The organism is Pseudomonas tolaasii NCPPB 2192, from assembly GCF_002813445.1.
Lineage (GTDB): Bacteria > Pseudomonadota > Gammaproteobacteria > Pseudomonadales > Pseudomonadaceae > Aquipseudomonas > Aquipseudomonas tolaasii.
This window is the reverse complement of record NZ_PHHD01000001.1, coordinates 5237759-5256960: the sequence shown is the minus strand read 5'-3', so window position 1 is coordinate 5256960 and position 19202 is coordinate 5237759. Positions and strand designations below refer to the sequence as shown.

At 59.6% G+C, this 19202-nt stretch carries 15 protein-coding genes; 10 read left to right on the top strand and 5 right to left on the bottom strand.

Going from position 1 to position 19202, the window contains the following annotated elements:
• The first annotated feature begins 3 nt into the window (after window positions 1-3).
• The 9 genes from ATI14_RS24075 (at window position 4) to ATI14_RS24030 (ending at window position 12958) form a co-directional block, all read left to right on the top strand.
• A complete protein-coding gene (locus ATI14_RS24075; RefSeq protein WP_031319576.1) occupies window positions 4-2436 on the top strand; it encodes an AAA family ATPase in 2433 nt (810 codons plus the stop codon).
• A complete protein-coding gene (locus ATI14_RS24070) occupies window positions 2436-3968 on the top strand; it encodes a sigma-54-dependent Fis family transcriptional regulator (protein WP_080520306.1) in 1533 nt (510 codons plus the stop codon). Before ATI14_RS24075 ends, ATI14_RS24070 begins: the two co-directional genes overlap by 1 nt.
• Before the next feature lie 199 nt (window positions 3969-4167).
• The gene (gene tagH / locus ATI14_RS24060) at window positions 4168-5355 is read left to right on the top strand and encodes a type VI secretion system-associated FHA domain protein TagH (RefSeq protein ID WP_016969703.1); all 1188 of its coding nucleotides are present in this window, start codon (window positions 4168-4170) and stop codon (window positions 5353-5355) included.
• A gap of 5 nt (window positions 5356-5360) precedes the next feature.
• Window positions 5361-5846: a type VI secretion system lipoprotein TssJ gene (gene tssJ, locus ATI14_RS24055; protein WP_016969702.1), complete on the top strand. Its 486-nt coding sequence runs from the start codon at window positions 5361-5363 to the stop codon at window positions 5844-5846.
• Window position 5847: 1 nt separating this feature from the next.
• Entirely contained in the window at window positions 5848-7176 is a 1329-nt protein-coding gene (tssK, locus tag ATI14_RS24050; RefSeq protein ID WP_080520304.1) for a type VI secretion system baseplate subunit TssK, read from the top strand.
• A 5-nt stretch (window positions 7177-7181) separates the two neighbouring features.
• Window positions 7182-8033: a type IVB secretion system protein IcmH/DotU gene (icmH, locus tag ATI14_RS24045; RefSeq protein ID WP_080520303.1), complete on the top strand. Its 852-nt coding sequence runs from the start codon at window positions 7182-7184 to the stop codon at window positions 8031-8033.
• Between the two features lie 16 nt (window positions 8034-8049).
• Complete coding sequence (gene tssM, locus ATI14_RS24040) at window positions 8050-11403, top strand: type VI secretion system membrane subunit TssM (RefSeq protein ID WP_080520302.1); 3354 nt, start codon at window positions 8050-8052, stop codon at window positions 11401-11403.
• Window positions 11400-12131 carry a PP2C family protein-serine/threonine phosphatase gene (locus ATI14_RS24035; RefSeq protein WP_016969699.1) on the top strand — a complete coding sequence of 244 codons (732 nt, stop codon included), beginning with the start codon at window positions 11400-11402 and terminating at the stop codon, window positions 12129-12131. The genes tssM and ATI14_RS24035 overlap by 4 nt, the downstream gene beginning before the upstream one ends.
• Entirely contained in the window at window positions 12128-12958 is an 831-nt protein-coding gene (locus tag ATI14_RS24030; RefSeq protein WP_016969698.1) for a serine/threonine-protein kinase, read from the top strand. Before ATI14_RS24035 ends, ATI14_RS24030 begins: the two co-directional genes overlap by 4 nt.
• A gap of 8 nt (window positions 12959-12966) precedes the next feature.
• Here the strand turns inward: ATI14_RS24030 and ATI14_RS24025 are convergent, their stop codons facing one another.
• Window positions 12967-13296, bottom strand: a complete 330-nt coding sequence (locus ATI14_RS24025) for a DUF6388 family protein (protein WP_016969697.1) — start codon at window positions 13294-13296, stop codon at window positions 12967-12969.
• Window positions 13297-13299: 3 nt separating this feature from the next.
• Entirely contained in the window at window positions 13300-13560 is a 261-nt protein-coding gene (locus tag ATI14_RS24020; protein WP_016969696.1) for a hypothetical protein, read from the bottom strand.
• Between the two features lie 186 nt (window positions 13561-13746).
• On the opposite strand from ATI14_RS24020, the gene ATI14_RS24015 reads away from it, so the two are divergent.
• Window positions 13747-15819 (top strand): PTS sugar transporter subunit IIC/EAL domain-containing protein, encoded by a 2073-nt coding sequence (locus tag ATI14_RS24015; protein ID WP_026083062.1) that lies wholly within the window; start codon window positions 13747-13749, stop codon window positions 15817-15819.
• On the opposite strand, the gene ATI14_RS24010 is transcribed toward ATI14_RS24015, so the two are convergent.
• The 3 genes from ATI14_RS24010 to ATI14_RS24000 are packed head-to-tail and all read right to left on the bottom strand — an operon-like array spanning window position 15816 to window position 19105.
• Window positions 15816-16664, bottom strand: coding sequence for a metal-dependent hydrolase (locus ATI14_RS24010; protein ID WP_016969694.1), 849 nt, complete (start codon window positions 16662-16664; stop codon window positions 15816-15818). The genes ATI14_RS24015 and ATI14_RS24010 overlap by 4 nt on opposite strands.
• 15 nt (window positions 16665-16679) lie before the next feature.
• Window positions 16680-17570, bottom strand: coding sequence for an SDR family NAD(P)-dependent oxidoreductase (locus ATI14_RS24005; RefSeq protein WP_016969693.1), 891 nt, complete (start codon window positions 17568-17570; stop codon window positions 16680-16682).
• Complete coding sequence (locus ATI14_RS24000) at window positions 17567-19105, bottom strand: flavin-containing monooxygenase (RefSeq protein ID WP_016969692.1); 1539 nt, start codon at window positions 19103-19105, stop codon at window positions 17567-17569. Before ATI14_RS24000 ends, ATI14_RS24005 begins: the two co-directional genes overlap by 4 nt.
• Between the last annotated feature and the right edge of the window lie 97 nt (window positions 19106-19202).

Sequence of the window (19202 nt, the reverse complement as noted above, 5' to 3'; positions counted from 1 at the left end):
ACCATGATAAATGTTGATCTGCAACAACTGATAAACAACCTGACTGTTGATGCGCGCGTTGATCTTGAACGCTCCTCCGAGCGTTGCGTCATGCGCGGAGGTCGAGAAGTGCTGGTCGAAGATCTGCTGTTGGCGTTGCTTGAGCACCCGGATGGCGTGTTGACCCGTGCATTGGAGGATGCAGGCGTAACGACTGGTGAACTGCATGGGGTGTTGCAGCCCAAAAGCGAGAACAGCGCCACACGCAACCCGGTGTTCGCCCAGGCATTGGTGCAGTGGCTGCAGCAGGCGCTGATGGTTGCCCATGTCGAACTGCGGCGGCATCAGGTTGACCACGGCGCTCTGTTGCTGGCGCTCTTGCGTCATCCAACGACTTACGCAGGCAGCGGCTATTACCGTTTTTTGAGTCGACTGAATGCAGATCGCGTGCGGGATTTTCTGGTGATTCGCACGCCTGATGTCCAGCCGGTTGCTACGCAATCGTTGTTGCAACGGTTCACCTTCGACCTGACGTGTCAGGCCCGGGACGGCTTGATTGACCCTGTCCTGTGTCGTGATGAAGAGATTTGTCAGTTGATCGACATTCTTGTGCGCCGACGCAAAAACAACCCGATTCTGGTGGGGGAGGCGGGCGTGGGTAAGACGGCGGTAGTCGAAGGCCTGGCCTTGAAAATTGCCGCAGGGCACGTGCCCGACGCCCTCAAGTCCGTTCGCGTACTGATTTTGGACCTGGGTTTGTTGCAGGCGGGCGCCAGTCTTCAGGGAGAGTTCGAACGACGCCTCAAAGGTGTGATTGATGAAGTCAACGCCGCGCCGCAAGCAGTGATCCTTTTTATTGATGAAGCTCATACCCTGGTGGGAGCAGGAGGGCCGGCGGGAGGGTCTGACGCGGCCAATTTGCTCAAGCCGGCCCTGGCCAGGGGAGAGCTGCGTACCATCGCGGCGACTACCTGGTCGGAATACAAAAAATACATCGAAAAAGACCCGGCGCTGGCGCGACGATTCCAGCCGGTGCTTGTCACGGAGCCCGGCGTCGAGCAGGCCGTGTCCATTCTGCGTGGGCTGGTACCTGTCTATGAGGCAAGCCACGGTGTCTACGTGCGTGACGACGCCGTCGTCGCAGCAGCCCACCTGAGCGCGCGTTACCTTGTGGGGCGTCAGTTGCCGGATAAGGCGGTGGATGTTTTGGATACCGCGTGCGCGCGAGTGCGTACCCGCGCGGCGATGCCTGCGCAAACCCTGCAGCAACTGCGTGCAGAGCAGGCTGAAGTCAGCCGGCAGCACCATGCGTTAAGCCGTGACCTTGAAGCGCGGCTACCCGCGGATGCACAGGTACTGCAGTCCTTGAGCCTGAGGCTTGAGGCTATCGAGCGCGAGTGCGGCTTACTGGAGCAGGAGTTGGCCCAGCACGTGCCTGCATCAACCAGGCTCGAAGTCTGTCCACGGTTGATAGCACAAGTCGTCAGTGCGTGGACGGGGATACCGGTCGAGCAGCTTTCCCTTGAGCCCAACGAGAAAATTTCTGGCTTTGCCGACGCCTTGCGCGCACGCATCCTGGGACAAGACCAGGCCGTGATTGCACTCGACCGCGCCATGAGAGCAGTGGCTGCCGGACTGAACAAGGTCGATGCCCCCGTGGGAGTATTTTTGCTGGTCGGCCCCAGCGGTGTGGGCAAGACGGAAACAGCCCTCGCCCTGGCGGATTTGCTCTACGGTGGTGAGCGATTTATCACGACGATCAATATGTCGGAGTACCAGGAGAAACACGCGCTGTCCCGGCTGATAGGTGCGCCACCGGGCTACGTCGGTTACGGCGAGGGCGGGGTTTTGACAGAGGCTGTGCGTCAGCGGCCCTATTCGGTTGTGCTGCTTGATGAAGTCGAAAAAGCCGATCCTGAAGTGTTGAACCTGTTCTACCAGGTTTTCGACAAGGGGCGCGCAAATGATGGCGAAGGTCGGGAAATTGACTTTCGCAACACACTGTTCCTGATGACTTCCAACCTGGGTAGCGACTGCATTAACAAGCTGTGCGCGGATGGCCAACGCCCCGATGCCCAAGTGCTGCAGGACGCCATCCATCCGCTGTTGCGCGCGCACTTCAAACCGGCCTTGCTGGCTCGCATGCGTGTCGTGCCCTATTACCCGATTGCAGGCCCCGTACTGCAGGACGTTACGGCACTCAAGCTGGCAAGCCTGGGGGAGCGCCTGCTGCGACGCAAACTGGCATTTACCTACTCGTCGGAACTGGTCACCCACATGACCGAGCGTTGTGCCCATGGCGACAGCGGTGCGCGGTACATCGATCAATGGATCGAGCGGCACTTATTGCCACAGATGGTCGACCAGGTTCTTGCTGCCATGGCCACCGGTGAGTCGCTGTCTCAGGCCCATGCTTGTCTGGACGGCAGCGATCATCCGATCTGCGAGTTCAGCTAATGAGCGATTTCCAGATTACACAAACGAATGGCCCATTGGCCGATGCGGATACCTTGCTCGATAGCTTCATACGTATCGGGCTGGCGAGTGACGAGACTGCATTGTCGAATCTTTGCGTGGTGAGCGCCGCGCAACTGAGTGGATGCGAGCTCAGCCAGTTGTATCTGCTTGATGAAACCACTGCTCGACCGAGCCTGGTTGCCCAGCATTTGCCAGCGTTGTTTTCGTCGCCCCATCGGTCCTCGGGCGAAGACCTGAAAGAGCAGCAATTACTGCGTTATGTCCTGGAACGCCGGATTGCTTTATGTATCGACGACCTTGCGTGCAGCCCTTATGACGCTGGATTCCTGCCGTCAGCAGGCAAACCTTGGCGCTCAGTGCTGACAGTGCCGCTGTTCGACCGACGCAGGGTGATCACGGGTGTTCTTCTGTGCGCCAGTCGGCGACCTTCGGCGCTGCAAGACCATACGGTTGCACTGGGCCGGTTGGGCAGTTTTGCCCTGAATCAATTGCTCATGGTGCGTTGCATGCAGCTTGCTGTGCAGTGCGAACGGTTGCCACGCGCTGAAGGAAAAGCGCCGAGTCTTGGTTTGATAGGCAGCAGTGCGGCGATTGAAGAAACCTGCCACCTGATCGCCAAGGTCCTGCATACCCCCTACACCGTTCTGTTGCAGGGTGAAACGGGTACCGGCAAAGAGGTTGTGGCCAGGGCCATTCACCTGTCCGGGCCGCGCAGCGGCAAGGCCTTTGTCGTACAGAACTGTGCGGCATTCCCGGAGGGTTTGCTGGAAAGCGAGCTGTTCGGTTACCGCAAAGGGGCCTTCACCGGGGCTGAACGGAACTACACGGGACTGTTCGACGCCGCGGATGGCGGCACGTTGCTGCTGGATGAAATTGGCGATATGCCGCTGTCACTGCAAGCAAAGTTATTGCGGGTGTTACAGGAAAGCGAAGTGAGGCCGCTGGGAGCCAGTGCGGCCCATAAGGTTGACGTTCGCATTATTGCCGCGACGCACCGTGACTTGTCGGCCATGGTCGCGCAGGGCAGTTTTCGTGAAGATCTCTATTACCGTCTTGCTCAGTTTCCCATTCAACTTCCGGCTTTGCGTGAACGAGATGGCGACGTGTTGCAACTGGCTCGGCATTTCACGGAAAAGGCCTGCGCATCGCTGGGCAGGGCATCGCTCGAGTGGTCCGGGGGCGCGCTTGATCAACTGTCAAGTCATCACTTTCCCGGCAACGTTCGTGAGCTCAAATGCCTTGTAGAGCGCGCAGTGCTGATGTGTGAAGGCGATGTGATTTTGCCTGCACACCTGTCGCTTCCGCACCCGTCGAATCCAGTTGCCGCGGCAGAAGCGACGCTACGCCAGCGCATGGAGCGCGTCGAACGCGTGGTCTTGATTGATTGCCTGCACAAGAACCGTGGCAATCGAACCCGTACTGCCCGTGAGCTGGGCGTTGCCCGACGTACGCTGCTCTATCGCCTGGCGCGTTTGAACATCCCTTTTGACGACGCCAAAGGCGAACGTTGAATCGCATCGCCTGCCGCCATCCGGGCGGTCACATTACCGAGTGAGAAACCTAATGCCTGATCATCCGTGGAAAGCTGTTGTGCTTGTGTTGTGTTTGTTGGGTGGCTGCAGCGCCAACTATGCCTTTGACGATGCCGACTACCGCCGATTAGGTGAGCCGCAGTCGACCGTGCGTGGTCAGTGAGCGGGGAGCTTGGGTATGAAGCTTGAGTTAGAGGTAATCAGTGCCGGCGAAACGGGCCCCCAGCCGCTGCTGCGTAAAACGTTTGACGGAGTCGGCGGGGTCATTGGTCGTGGTGCCGGATGTGATTGGACCATTCCGGATTCCAGTCGCCTGCTTTCCAGCCATCACGGGCTGATCGCCTGCCGAGAGGGGCGATATTTTTTGACGGATATCAGCACGAATGGCATCGACGTGGTGGGCAGTTCTGAGCGCCTGCAGAAAGGGCTGGCGCGGTTGATCAGCAATGGCGACGAGTATCGGTTGGGATCCTTGAGGGTCAGTGCGCGATTGACTGAGTCCGCACGGTCTGGTGACACACGACTTCACACCGCCACCGAATCGATCCCCGACGATGCTTTCCGCACGTTGGACCCCATACGTTCGCTCGATCTCGAACGGCAACATCGGGAGACCTCGCCGGAGCTGGAGGCGTTGGCCATGGCGCCCACAGAGTCGGGGCTTGGTGCAGGACACAGCGTGATCGACAGGGACCACCTGGTCTTGCCTCGCCGGGCAGAGTCCGTCCAAGAGCCCGTTGCAGTTCAGTCCCTTGCTTCAACGCCAGATGACGATGTCTTTTGGGCAGCGTTCGGAGCAGCACTTGGCATTCGCATCGAAACCTATGAACTGTCTGACAGAGAGGCCCTGGCAATCAAGGTAGCGCGCCTGTTTCGCCTGGGGTTTGAGGGGTTGAACCACAGCCTGAGGACCTGCGACGAGCTGAAAAGCGAACTCGACCTGCCGCTTTCGGACGTTCAACCCGCAAGCCGGAACCCCTTGAAGGACTACGCGGGCAGTGAGGCTGGATTGTCAGCGATGCTCGCTGCGACCGCCGCGAGTCAATTGCCTGCGGAGCGGATCATTACTCAGGCATATCGGTATCTGCAGACCCACCAGGTTGCATTGCTGGCCGCGTGTCGCAGCACCGTGCGCAGTACGCAGGCGGTCTTCTCTCCGGGGCATCTGCTGGCGTGTTTTCACACACCGGAAAAGAGGTTTCGGTTTTCCACTGACGGGGGGCGCTGGCGAGCCTATCAACGGTACTACCAACGCCTCATTGCGCAGGGGCGCGGCAAGGGCCACCCGTCAGATGAGGCTTTCGCCAAGGCATACGAAGAACAGGTGCGCCTGATTTCAACGCTGCACGTCGACTATCCAGGATGATGTCCATGTACCGAGCCAACCTAGTACTCACGCTGTTTCTGGTCGGTTTGTTGACCGGCTGCAGTGCGATCTCGCCATTTTCCACGTTGACCAAGCTGGACGTGAAATTGACGGCTCATGAGCGCGTCAACCCAGACCTGCATGGCCGGCCTTCGCCCGTGGTGGTGCGCTTGTTCGAGTTACGACATGCCGCTGCCTTTGAGAACGCGGATTTCTTCAGCCTGTATACCCATGCGGAGCAGGTATTGCCCAAGGATTGGATCAACAGCGAGGAAATTGAACTGCGCCCCGGAGAACAACAGGTTCTCAAACTGAGGCTGGAGCCTGATACCCGGTTCGTAGGCGTGCTGGCGGCTTACCGAAACCTGCCCAATGTTCAGTGGCGCAGGGTCATTTCTGTGAATTCTCAGCAATTGAACCGTGCGGACTGGGTGTTGGACGAAGCGGGCATCCGTTGCGCGTTACCCGCTTCCTTGACGGAGGCTGAGTGAGATGCGCGTTGATAAAGTCATCTGGCAGGAAGGCATGTTGTTGCGGCCTCAGCATTTGCAGCACAACGACCGTTATTACCACCAGCAACTCAACCGGGCGCGTTTGTTGAACGCCGATGCGTGGGGTTTTCTGACGCTGGAGCTTGATCTGCAATACCTGAAGCTGGGCAAGGTAGTGGTCAATCAGGCGAGCGGTATTTTACCCGACGGAAGCTGGTTTGAACTGGGTGCCGTCATGGAGCCTCTGGTTCTGCAAGTGCCCGCCAATTCCGGCGGGCAATCGATTTACCTTGCGTTGCCGTTGGCGACGGCTAACCAGACTGAGGTTCGCCGGCAGGATCAAACGGAGGTTCAAGCGCGTTATGTTGCCTGTGATGTCGAGGTGGGTGATTCCAATGCCGGTGTGGACTCCCGTTGCCGGATCAGCGCCGGACGCCCGGATCTACGCCTTCTTTTGGGAGACCATCAGAGTGCCCCTGGTTTTGTGACGCTCAAGGTTGCACAGCTTCTGGATTCCACGAACGAGGGCGGCGTGAATCTGGATACGGACTACGTGCCAACGTTTATTTTTCTTCAGGGCAACGGGTACGTGTCGTCCTGCCTCAAAGAGGTGATCAGTCTGCTGGCCAGCCGGGGTGACGCCATTGCTGCGCGCGTGCGGGGAGAGGGGGCTGCGGCCAGTTCGCAAGTCGGTGATTTCCTGATGCTGCAACTGATCAACCGGGCTGAGTTGGAGCTGCGTCATTACTTCAGCCAGGCCCAGGTGCGCCCCGAAACGTTGTTTCGAACCTTGCTGTCGATGCTTGGAGAGCTTTCGACGTTTTCAAACGAAAGCAGGCGGATTCCTCCGGGCATACGTTACAGCCATGGTGACCAGGGTGAGAGTTTTCGCGGGTTGATGAATGGGGTTCGTACGGCACTGTCGATGGTGTTGGAGCAACATGCCATCGAACTGGCACTGCAACAGCGCCAGTACGGGGTGATGGTGTGCCCGGTTGGCGACTTGAAGTTGTTGGGCGCTGCCACCTTCATTCTGGCGGCTGCCGCGCAGTGTGACTCCGAGACGTTACGCCAGCGCCTGCCGGCGCATCTGAAAATCGGGCCTGTAGAGCGCATTCGCGAATTGGTCAACCTGCACTTGGCGGGTATCAGGATCAAGCCGCTGCCCGTAGCGCCACGCCAGATTCCGTTTCACGCAGGCAAAACCTATTTTCTCCTTGAACTGACCGCCCAAGACATCGCGCAACTGGAGCAGTCAGGTGGTTTTGCCTTTCATGTCAGCGGTGAATTCGCGGCACTCGAACTTAACTTCTGGGCGATCAGGGACTGAACATCATGGACAGCGAATATCCGCAGGATGAAAAAACCATCCTGCTTGACAGTGAGGGGCGCGGTCCTTTGCAGGTGCCGATCACGGACTTCCCTTCTGCGCCGCGTTTTGAGCAGTTGGAGGGCCGGATGGTCTATGCCGCCCGTGCTCAGGACGTGCACCGCTTCAAGACGAGCACCAATTCATTGGTTGTTGCGGCGTGGCCATTGTTGTTGCAAGTGGTCGAACTCAAGAGCAGTTCGGGGCGCGACAGCATCGCGGCGGTCAACGATCGGTTGTCATCAGCGGTAAACCAGTTTGAAGCGTGCGCCCTGCAGTCCGGCGTTGAAGGCAGTGAGGTTATTTCTGCTCGTTACGTGCTTTGCAGCGTCATTGATGAAGCGGTCGTCACGACTGAGTGGGGCAATCACAGTGACTGGTCCAGGATGAGCCTGTTAAGCCGGTTTCACAACGAAACCTTTGGCGGCGAGAAAGTTTTCCAGCTGTTGGAGCGACTGTGCCGCGACCCGATCAGGCACCTGGCAATGCTTGAGTTGATTTACCTGTGTCTGGCCATCGGGTTTGAAGGCAAGTACCGGGTGTTGGAGAGAGGCGCTTGCGAGCTCGAAGCCGTTCGTGATGCCTTGCATCGTCAGATCAGGCAAGTACGGGGTGACCCGCCGAACGATCCCGCCCCGCCGTTGACGGGACGGCGCAAAAGGTTCCGCGTCATCTCGGCTCGCTGGATCGCAGCGTTCGCCCTGGCCTGCGGGGTGAGTCTGTACATCGGTTTTGCCTGGAAGTTGGGTGAGCTGCGAGGGCATGCGCTGCAACCTTTTCTATCTTCGGCGCCTGAACCGATTCAGACGCCTTCGTAAACGCTGGGAGCAATGAATGAACGCATTCTTCAAGAAGGCGGGCGCTGTGCTGAGCAGGATTTGGGTTTGGAGCCTGTTAGTGGTGCTTGCCTGCACGGTGTTGGTGTGGTGGGTCGGGCCGTTGCTGGCTGTGAACGACTACCGGTTTTTGCAGGGTACTACGGCCCGCCTTGTCACTATGTGCACGTTGTTTTTTTTATGGGGGTTGGCAATGGCCCTCTTTGGCGGACGCCGCACAACGTCGGTTGATCAGTACGAGCGCGCGGAGCGCGAGCAACAGTCGGCACGGGTAGACGCAGAACAGGTGCGTGTACGTGAGCTGTTCAAGAAGGCGATCCGGACGCTCAAATCCACCCCGCGTGATCCAGGCAGTCTTGAACTGCCGTGGTACCTGTTGATAGGGGAACCTGGAAGCGGGAAGACACAGTTGCTGACGGCAGCCGGCTTGCAATTGCCATTCGATCAAACAGATGAGGTGCCACAGGGGGAAACGGCGCATTGCGAGTGGTATATCGCCGATGAGGGCGTCGTGATTGATGTGCCGGGACGTTACCTGATGCAGCCTGACAGTGCTGTGGACGGTGCAGGATGGTCAACATTGTTGAGCCAGCTTGGCGTGCGACGGCGAGCGCGCCCGCTTAACGGCGTGGTAGTCGCGCTGTCGATGGAGAGGTTGCTGAGCAACAACGAAAACGAAGTGGAGCGTCACGCCCGGTATGTGCATTCGCGCCTGCAGGAAATTCACCAGACATTGCATGCCGACGTTCCCCTCTATCTGGTGTTGACCCAGGCCGACCGGCTTCCGGGGTTTAATCAATTCTTCGAAGCGTCCCCCAGGGATACCGCCGAAAACGTGTTCGGGCAACGTCTTGATGAGAGCCACACCCGTGTTGACATTGGCCAGGTGCGCCACGCCTTCGAGACCTTGTTGCAACGATTGAGCGCGCAGTTGATTACACGGTTGCATCAGGAGCGCAGTGTGGAGCGTCGCGGACAAATGCTGGGTTTTGCGCAGGAAGCAGCGCAAATCGGCGAGCGTTTGTGCATCTTTGTCGAATCGGCTTTTTCCACGCATCGAAACAGGCGCATCAATGGTTTGCGCGGGTTTTACTTGACCTGCGCAGACCCTGGGCAGAGTCGCTTTGCCGAAGGGCTGTTCAGTCGGGTTATCTTCGCCGAAGCCGGTCTCGCCGGCCTCCAGGTTCAGGAGCAACGTCGACTTCGCAGGCGCCAGGGGTTGCAATTGGCGGCGGCGGCATTGCTTGTCGGTGGGGCAGGATGGCTGTGGGCACACAGTTATTCGGTCAACCAGCATCGGCTGTCGCAATTGGCAACACTGGCCGACCATCCTTCCGATACTGCAGCAGATGCCGACCCGGTCCTGGCGCTCCTGGCGTTGCTGGATGCGCGTCTGGCGGCGACTCAGGTGTTCCCGCCGGCAGGGGGCGCCGGGTTCATGGAGCGAGCCGGTCTTTACCAGGGGGATTTGAGCCGCCCGATCGTCACACGCGCCTATGAGCAGGCGCTGCAACAGCAGTTCCTGCGCAAAATGACTGCACAGGTTGAGCAGCAGGTGCGCACCCATCACGGGAGCCGGGAGCAGCGGCTCGACGATCTGCGCGCCTATCTGATGCTCAATTTGCGTGAGCGTCGCGAGAACAGTTGGCTGGCGCAGCATATGGCGGGTATCTGGTCTGCGCGTCATCCGGGCGATGCATCCGTGCAGAAGCGTCTGAATACGCATTTTGCGCGGCTGCTGGAGCACCCGTTTGTGGTGCCGCTCGACGCGACGCTGGTGTCGATGGCCCGTGAGGAACTGCGAGGCGAATCACTGGCTGATGGCGTTTACCGGGTACTGCGCGAACAATCGCGAAACCTGGAACCGCTGCGTCTTGGCGAGGGTAAAGGGTTATTGGCGGCCGACCCACCTGTACCGGGCTTTTACACAAAACGGTATTGGCAGTATTTCGAGGCTCAGGGGCCGAGGCTGGTGAATGCCATTGCACAGGACAACTGGATAATGGGCGAAGCCGGTGACTTGAGCGCCATGGATCTGCGTCGGTTGATGACCGAGCTTCAGCAACGTTATTTCAGTGAATATGCCGATGTTTGGAGCGAGGCTCTTGGTCGTGTCAGCCTGCGTCGCACGGATAACCTCAGGCAGAATGCCGAGCAGCTTGCGCACCTGACATCCGCCCAGTCACCCTTGATGCAGCTATTGCAGGTGATTGCCGAAAATACCCGTCTGCTGCCTGCCAACGTGCTGTTGGACAAAGCCGCTTCGCAAGCAGGCGCGTTGGGCGGGATGATTCAGTCGGCGGCGACTGAAGTGCAAACAGCCGCATTTCCTGACACGGCTCGCCGCGCACTGCAACGGCGTTTTGAGCCGCTGCATCAGTTGCTGGATGAACAGCAGAACCCGAGTGCCGAGCTTACTCAAGCGTTGCGACTGCTTGACGAGTTGCACCTGCAACTGGCGTCGCTGAACCGGGAGAGTTCCCCGGAACAGGCAGCGTTCCAAAGAGTGAAGCGGCGAATGGAGGGGCAGCAGGATGTACTGGGCAACCTGCGGGACGCCGCTTCGCGTTTGCCACTGCCGCTAGCGGGTTGGTTCGAAGGGGTGGCTGACGATAGTTGGAGGCACTTGTTGGAGGGCGCCTATTCGCACGTCAACCAGCGCTATCAAAGTGATGTGTACAGTCTTTATGCCAAAGCATTGCGTCAACGCTATCCCTTCAACGCCCATGCGACCAGTGAAGTCGGCCTTCACGACTTTCAAGAGTTCTTCAAGCCGCAAGGCGTCATGGCACGCTTTTATGAGGGGTACCTCAAACCCTTTATCAGCGTTGATGGCAGCCGATACAGGCTGCGCGGTCTGGACGGTAATAGCCTGCCGGTTACACGTTCATTGCTGGACCAGTTGACGAAAGCGCAGGTTATCCGTCGCAGCTTTTTCCTCGAGGAACATGGCGAATTAGCCATTCGATTCACATTGGCTCCCTACAGCCTGGACCCCTCGGTCAGCCGTGCGACCCTTAGCCTGGGCGATCAGCAACTGGAATATCGACATGGCCCGATTGTGCCCATGACGTTTAATTGGCCCACGGAAGCCGACAATGGGCGCAGCAGCCTGGTGCTTGAACGAGGGACGGAACAACGGCCGCTGGGGATTGAGAAAAACGCCGGCGCCTGGTCGCTGTTCAGGTTCTTCGACTTGTTGCAGAAGGAGTCAGCCAGTGGGCGCAACGCGCAAGTCGTCAAGGCAGACCTCGCGGGGTTGCGCGCCAATTACCTGCTGACGACCCCGCGCACTCCCAGCCCGTTTGAGATGGATGCCTGGCGCACTTTCCGGTTGCCGGAGCAGCTATGAATCTCGGGCAAACCCATCGGCGCAGTGCCGGGCGCACGCAGCAGGGCCATGCCAGGCTTCGCAATGAGGATGCGTACCTCGACTGCCCGCAGAGTGGCTGCTGGGCAGTGGCGGACGGCATGGGCGGCCACCAGGCCGGTGATGTGGCGAGCCGTTGGGTGATCAACAGCCTGGCTTCGTTGCCTGCTCGGGGTGGCTTGGATCAACGTGTCCAGACAGCCCTGCGATGTTTGCAGGACGTCAACCGGCGTTTGGTGTGTGCCGGGGCACAATTGACCACGGGTCACGATGTCACGATGGGCAGTACCGTCGTGGCCTTGCTGGTGGAGGCGCACCGCGCAGTGTGCATATGGGCAGGGGACAGTCGCTGCTATCTGTGGCGTGGGCGACGCCTGTACCAACTGTCGAAGGATCACACCCTGTTGCAGCGTCTGGTGGATGAAGGTCGGCTGGGTCTGTCGCAAGCGCGGGCCCATCCTGATGCCAGGGCTCTGACGCGTGCCATTGGCGCCGGTACGTCGTTGAGCCTTGAAACCCTGGAGCTGGGGACTCGGCCAGGCGATGTGTTTTTATTGTGCACTGATGGCCTGTATCAACTGCTCGGTAATGACGATCTGGTGCGGGCCCTGAGTAACGGCTCGCCGCAACAGAGCGTGGATCGATTGTTCACTGGCGTATTGCGTGGCGCCGCGCGGGATGATTTCACGGCGGTGGTGGTGCGGCCATGAGTGAAGCATCACTCCCTTTCAACCTGCTTGCCGGGCGTTATCAGCTGGAACGTGAGCTGGGCAGGGGCGGAATGGGCGTGGTCTATCGCGCCCGTGACCTCCTGCACGAGCAGTTTGGTGAGCCAAGCTCCAATGTGGCGCTCAAGATGTTGGGTGAAAGCATGTCCGAGTGCACCGATGCCCACGTGTTGTTGTACAGCGAGTTTTCGCTGACCCGAAGCCTGCATCACGAAGGTGTGGTTCGCGCGTTTTCATTCGAGGTCGACACGCCTCGTCAAACCGCTTTTTTCACGATGGAATTGATGCATGGCATCACCCTGGATCGTTTGCTTCAGGAGTGCCCCGCAGGGTTGCCTTGGCGAGAATTGCAGCCTGCGGCTGTGCAGCTACTGGACGCTCTGGACTACACCCACGGGCAACGGGTGCTTCATGGCGATATAAAACCGTCCAACGTGATGATGGGCGAACAGGGTGTGCGCCTGTTCGATTTCGGCCTGGGCAGTGTTCAAACGGGCCTGCCGAGCTTGAATCGCAGCCGGTTCAACGCATGGACCCCAACCTATGCAGCCCCGGAGTTGCTCGAGGGAGGTGAGCTGACGGTTGCCGCCGACCTGTATGCCGCCGCGCGCGTGGTGTACGAAATGGCCTGCGCAAAGCGCCTGGAGAGCCATCAAACCCTGCCAAAAACAGCACGCCCCCGGCAGTTGCCGAGCGGTTGCTGGCCAGCATTACGTTCAGCCCTGGCCGCCGACCCCGAGCGAAGAACCATTACCGTTGCGGAGTTGGCTGAAGCGATGGGTTGTCGCCGGCGCTTTTGGCACCTGTAGCCCAACCCTTACTCCACCAAATCATGCAACTGGCAATATTCAGCCCAATTCATCCCCGCCATCTGAGCGACTTCCTTATGCACCTCCAGCCGCTGGGCTTCAAACGCCTGCGGGGATTCGGCCGTCAACTTCAGGGTCAGTTCCCACGCAAACAGGTGCAGACGTTCCGCTTCCGCCTCGAAGGCTTCATGCAGGCGTTCGGCGCGATACTGCGCAAGGGTTTCTTTCTTGGCCTGGGCAGCCAACGGGTTCAGCGTGTCCAATTGTGCGAGCACGTCCGGGTGTTCGAGCAGAAATTTGTCCAGGGCGCGCTGGTGGTTATCGCCGGGGTCTGACAAAGGCTAACTCCTGTGACGATTGGCTCGGCGCCGGTTGCGTTTTTTCAGACGCCGATCGATGCGGTTTCTCATGGGCTCCAGCAAAAACAGTAGCACGTAGGCGCACAGCGCCATGGCCAGGTTCAGTTCCAGCGAGTCATCGTCGATGGCCTCGAAGAACGCTACGAGCGCATTTTTGAGCAAAAGTAGTAGCGTAACGCCACACAGCCACACCACGGCATTGAATACGATGGGGGGCACGGGGTTTGACAGCTTGAGTTGCATGTTGAACGGACCTCCTTGATCTCTGGCTCCTTTACGACAATCGACAAGCATAGCGTGTCGAAATTAATTCTGAATAATTACGAGTGTTGCGGCAAAATCTTTTGCTCCCGGTTCCTGAATGTCCAGCGTTACCAGGGAGTTTCGGGCCTGCCTGCTGGCAGAGAGCGAAGGGCAGAGGGGCGGGTCATGGCGCAAACGCTGTTCAAACTTTTCCTCACTCAGCGCCTGGCGGCGTTGGCCAGCACCGATTCGCTGCGCGCGATACGGGAAGGTTTGCTGTGGATCCTGCCATGCCTGCTGGTGTCGGCCGGTTTTCTGATTCTGTCCGAGTGCGCCAGAGTGCTGGGTTTCGACCCGCAAGTCGTGACGTTTTTGTCCGGGTTGCACAACCAGATCAGCTCGGTGATTCCGCTGCTGGTGGCCGCCTCAATCGGTTACATGCTGGCGATCCAGTACCGTTTGCCCCAATTGCCTGTGGCCTTTTTGTGCCTGGCCCACGTGGTGGTTGCAACGTTTGTGTTGCGTGAGTACCCGCGAGCCTCGGCTACGTTCGTGCTGTTCATTGCCATCGCTTCGCCCTTGCTCAATGTGCCGGCAGTCGCGTGGCTGCACCGCTTTCGCTGGACCCGCCTGGTGAATGAGAATCTGGTCGGGCATAACCTGCGCGGCACCATCAACATGGTAATACCTGGCGCCATCACCGCGCTGTCTCTGGTGGTGGTGCTGTCGTTGCTGCTGCAGATTCCTTATGTGGCGCAGCTTCAGGGGCCGCAAGTGCTGGATGCACTGCAATCGCCCTATGGCAGCGGTTTGTTCGTGACGCTGATGAATTCGCTGTTGTGGTTTTTCGGCATTCACGGCGTGTATGCCATGCAGCCGTTGTTTGATGTGCTGGACCAGGCCGTGGTGCTCAATGGCACCGCTTCGGCAGCGGGTGAATCGATTCCGTATGTGCTCAATAGCGGCCTGTTGGGCTGTTTCGCTTTTATCGGTGGCTCGGGCGGTGCGTTGTGCCTGCTGTTGGCGATTCTGCTGTTTTCCAAAAGCCAGTCCATGCGCTTGCTGGCGATGGCCAGTGTGCCGCTGTCGCTGTTCAACGTCAGCGAAGTGCTGTTATTCGGCCTGCCGATCATTCTCAATCCGCGCCTGTTCATGCCCTTTCTGCTGGTGCCGGCGTTCAACGCTATGCTGGCATTGACCGCGGTGTTGCTGGGATGGGTGTCACCCGCCGTGGCCAGCGTGCCGTTTACTGCACCCGTGCTGCTCAATGCCTACCTCAGCACCCATGGGGATTGGGCCGCCGTGGTGTTGCAACTGGCGCTGCTGGGGCTGGGCACGCTGGTGTACGCGCCCTATGTGCGAGCGATCCATCGCGAGGCCACGGAAGGCAGCACGGTGTATCTCAAATCATTGGACATGACCTTTCGCGGCCTCGAAGAGAAGGGCCGGCTGCGCGAGATGGACCCGGTGCTCGCCTCCCACAAAACCCTGGCCCGCCAGGCAGTCGAGCTCAGCCACATCCAGCAGATCTGCGACTATGAGTTCTACCTTGAATTTCAGCCTCAGGTCTCTACGCGTACAGGGTTGTGCACCGGTTGCGAAGCCCTGATGCGTGCCCGGGACGACAAGGGCCAGGTGCATTCGCCCTGGGAGTTTCTGCAATGGCTGGCGCAGGCGCGGCTGATGCCGGACGTGGATGTGTGGGTGGCGTCCCAGGCGGTACGTCAGTGTCAGAAATGGCAGAAGGCCGGCTTTGCCCTGCCCATGACCATCAACATTTCCAGCACCACCCTGACCAACGCCGCCCACGGTGAGCGCTTGGTGGAAATCCTCGCTCAGGCCCACGGGCAGGTGTCGGTGGAAATCACCGAAGATGCGCTGGTCAGTGACGTGCCGGCCACGCGTCAGACCATCCAGAAACTTCAGGCGATTGGCGCCAAGGTGTACATCGATGACTTCGGCACCGGGTTTTCCGCGCTGAGTTATCTGCACCAGTTTCCGGTGGACTTCATCAAGATCGACCGCAGTTTCGTAGTGGCCCAGCATGATCCCAAAGGCGCCCAGGTGCTGACCGGCATGCTGCGTTTTTGCGAGGCGCTGAACCTCGGTGTGGTGGTGGAGGGCGTGGAGACGGCCGAGCAGTTGGCCTTCTTGAATACTGGCACCGAGTTGTTTATCCAGGGCTGGTATTTCAGCAAGGCACTGCCCGGCGATCAGGTGCAGGGCTTTGTCCGCGAGCGCGCACTGGCGCAGCGTTAAGTCTGGGCGGACGCGTATTCACGCCGGGTCTGCTCGATCTCTTCGACCAACCCGTCGATCCGCTCCAGGCGCGTGCGGTTATCGTGGTTCCATGGATGAAAGCCGGGTTTGAAGTAATGCAACCACGGCCGAAGCATGCGCGGAAACACCCCTTTGGGCCCGTACAGGAATTTGAGCATTCGCCAGAAGCCCTTCAGATATCCATCGGACGTGCGATCGGCAATCAACAATCGCACATGAAAGTCAAACACCACCAGCCAGAAAAACAGCGTGGTGGTCAGCATCGTCCCGGTGCGCAGCAGATACCTTCCCGGCCCGGGCTTGATCACCGTGTTCCACACATCGAAGGCCACGGCCTTGTGCTCGGTTTCTTCGAGGGCGTGCCAGTACCACATTTGCTGGTAACCCTTGAGTGATTCGCCAAAGCGCGTCGGGTCGCTCAGCAGGATTTCCGCGAGCATCGCCGTGTAGTGTTCAAGGGCGATGGTCACTGCCAGGTTGAAGGCGGGCGGCAGGTGCTTTTTTTGCAGGTCGAGGATGAACTTGAGGCGTCGGTCCAGGGTGTGGGCGGGCAGGCCGGCGGCTTGCAGCAAGTCGTTATAGGCCACGTGTTCGCGGCTGTGCATGGCTTCCTGGCCGATGAACCCCTGAATTTCCTTTTTCAATGCCGGGTCATCGATGCGCTGGCGATAGTGGCGCACGCTGTCCATGAAAAACAACTCGCCTTGGGGAAACAGCAGCGACAACGCGTTGAAAAAGTGCGTGATGAACGGGCCTTGTTCATGCCAGTCCTTGATGCGCCCGGCGGGCAAGGCAAAACGGATATCGCGACGGATCGGCAGCATGGTGCGCTCTCCTGTTCAGGGGCGGGGTTCGTCGTTGGTTTCAAACACCGGCGTGCGCGGTTTGGGCGCCATGCGCTTGCTGGCGAACACCACCAAGGCTTGATAGGCCGCCGGCAGCAGGCGCGCGAGCAGGTCGAGACAGTAGGCGTCGCGGCCAATCAGCACGCGACGTTTGTTCTTGCGTATGCCACGCAGGATCACTTTGGCGGCGTGGTCGGCCTCGGTGATAAACAGTTTTTCGAAGTCGGCGCGGGCTTGTTGCTCGCTGTGAATCAGAAAGCCGGTCATGTTGGCGTCGATGCGGCTGCTGCGGCAGATGTCGGTGCGAATGCCACCGGGGTGCACGCAGGTGGCGGATACCCCGCAACCTTGCAGGTCGAGCTCCTGGCGCAAGGATTCGGTGAAGCCACGCACCGCAAACTTGGTGGCGTTGTAACCGCTCATGCCGGGCTGGGCGAACAGGCCGAACACGCTGGAGGTGTTGACCACATGCCCATCGCCGCTGGCTTTCAAGTACGGCAGGAAGGCCTTGGTGCCATGCACCACGCCCCAGAAGTTGATATCGACGATCCATTCCAGGTCGGCATAGTCCACGCCTTCAACCGTACTCGACAGCGCCACCCCGGCGTTGTTGAACACCAGGTTGACCTTGCCGTGATCCGCCACGCAGCGCGCAGCCCAGTTTTCCACGGCCTGACGATCAGCCACATCCAGCGCGTAAGTGGTGACGCGCACCGGCGACAGCGTCGACGTCTTGATCAGCATCAGCGTCTGTTCCAGCCCCTGGCTGTTCTTGTCCGCCAGGGCCAGGTGGCAGCCTTCGCGCGCCAATGCCAGGGCGAGGGCGCGGCCCATGCCGGACGCCGCACCGGTAATTGCCGCCACGCGGCCGTTGAAAGAGTTCATGACAGGCTCCCCTCTGCGTTGGGGTGAGGTGCCGCCGCCTCGCGGGGCGACGGGCTGCTCGCCAGCGGGCTGGCGATGTAGTCCTTGAGGGCGAACTGCCGGGTCACGCGCTTGAAGCGCCAGGTCGAACCGGGCCACAGCGTGGTGTTCTTGCCGGTGCGCGGGTCGAGGTACCAGCTCTGGCAGCCACCGGTGTTCCAGATGGTGCGTTTGAGTTGTGCCTGCAACTGTTCGTTGTAGGCCTGTTCCACGGCGGGTTTGACCTCGACAGTGGCCAGGTGCTGGCGCTGCATCTGTTTGAGGGCATCGAGGATATAAGCGACTTGGGCTTCGATCATCAGAATCATCGAGTTATGCCCCAGCCCCGTGTTGGGGCCGACAATCAGGAACAGGTTCGGGTAGCCGGGCACTGTGGTGCCTTTATAGGCATGCGCGCCGTCGTGCCAGGCGTCGATCAGGTCGAGACCGTCGCGGCCGATGATGCAACCGCGCAACACCGGGTCCGCCGCCTTGAAACCGGTGCCGAAGATCAGGCAATCAGCCGGGTGCTTGATGCCATCGGCGGTGACCACACCGTCGGCTTCGATGCGCAGCACCTTGTCGGTGACCACCTCGACGTTGCTGCGCGACAGCGCCGGGTAATAGTCGTTGGAGATCAGCACGCGCTTGCAGCCGATGGTGTAGTCGGGCGTCAGGGTTTTGCGCAGGGAAGGGCGGGCCACCTGTTTGTGCAGGTGACGCCTGGCAATTTTCTGCACCATCTTCATCAGCCGCGGGTGCAGGGCAAAACCGACCACGCGGCCTTCCAGTGCCCAGTAAAACGCAGCGCGTACCAGACGCTGAGTGAATGGCAGGTGCCTGAACACCCAGCGTTCGGCGCGTGAAATCTCGCGGTCTGGCTTGGGCATGATCCACGGCGGCGTGCGCTGAAACAGATCCAGATGAGCCACCTGCGGTGCAATCTGCGGTACGAACTGGATTGCGCTGGCGCCGGTGCCGATCACCGCCACGCGTTTGCCCTTCAACGAATAGTCATGGTCCCACTGCTGGGAGTGAAAGCGTTTGCCCTTGAAATGTTCGAGCCCGGGAATATCCGGCAGTGCCGGGCGCGAGAGCCCGCCCATGGCCGACACCAGCACCCGCGCACTGACCCGTCGGCCATTGCTGAAGCGCAGTTGCCAGCGTTGCTGCTGCTCATCAAATACCGCCTGCTCAAGGCCCATGCCGAAGCACAGGTAGGGCGCCAGCCCGAAACGCCGGGCGCAGTGCTCAAGGTAAGCGCGGATCTCGGCCTGCGGTGCAAATTGCCGCGTCCAGTGCGGGTTGGGCGCGAAGGAAAACGAATACACGTGGGACTGCACGTCGCAGGCACAGCCGGGGTAGTGATTGTCGCGCCAGGTGCCGCCCAGGGTGTCGGCCTGTTCGGCGATGAGAAAGTCGGTGAGCCCGGCTTCCTGGAGTTTGATGGCCATGCACAAGCCGGCGAAGCCCGAGCCAATGATGGCGATGTCGATTGAGTCAGCGTGGGCATTCATAAACCGGCCTCATGGCGAGAGCGCTTGGAGGGCATCGGACGTGCTCCTGTTTTTTGTGGGTCTTTTAGATAAAACACCATTGCAAAGGAAAATTGAA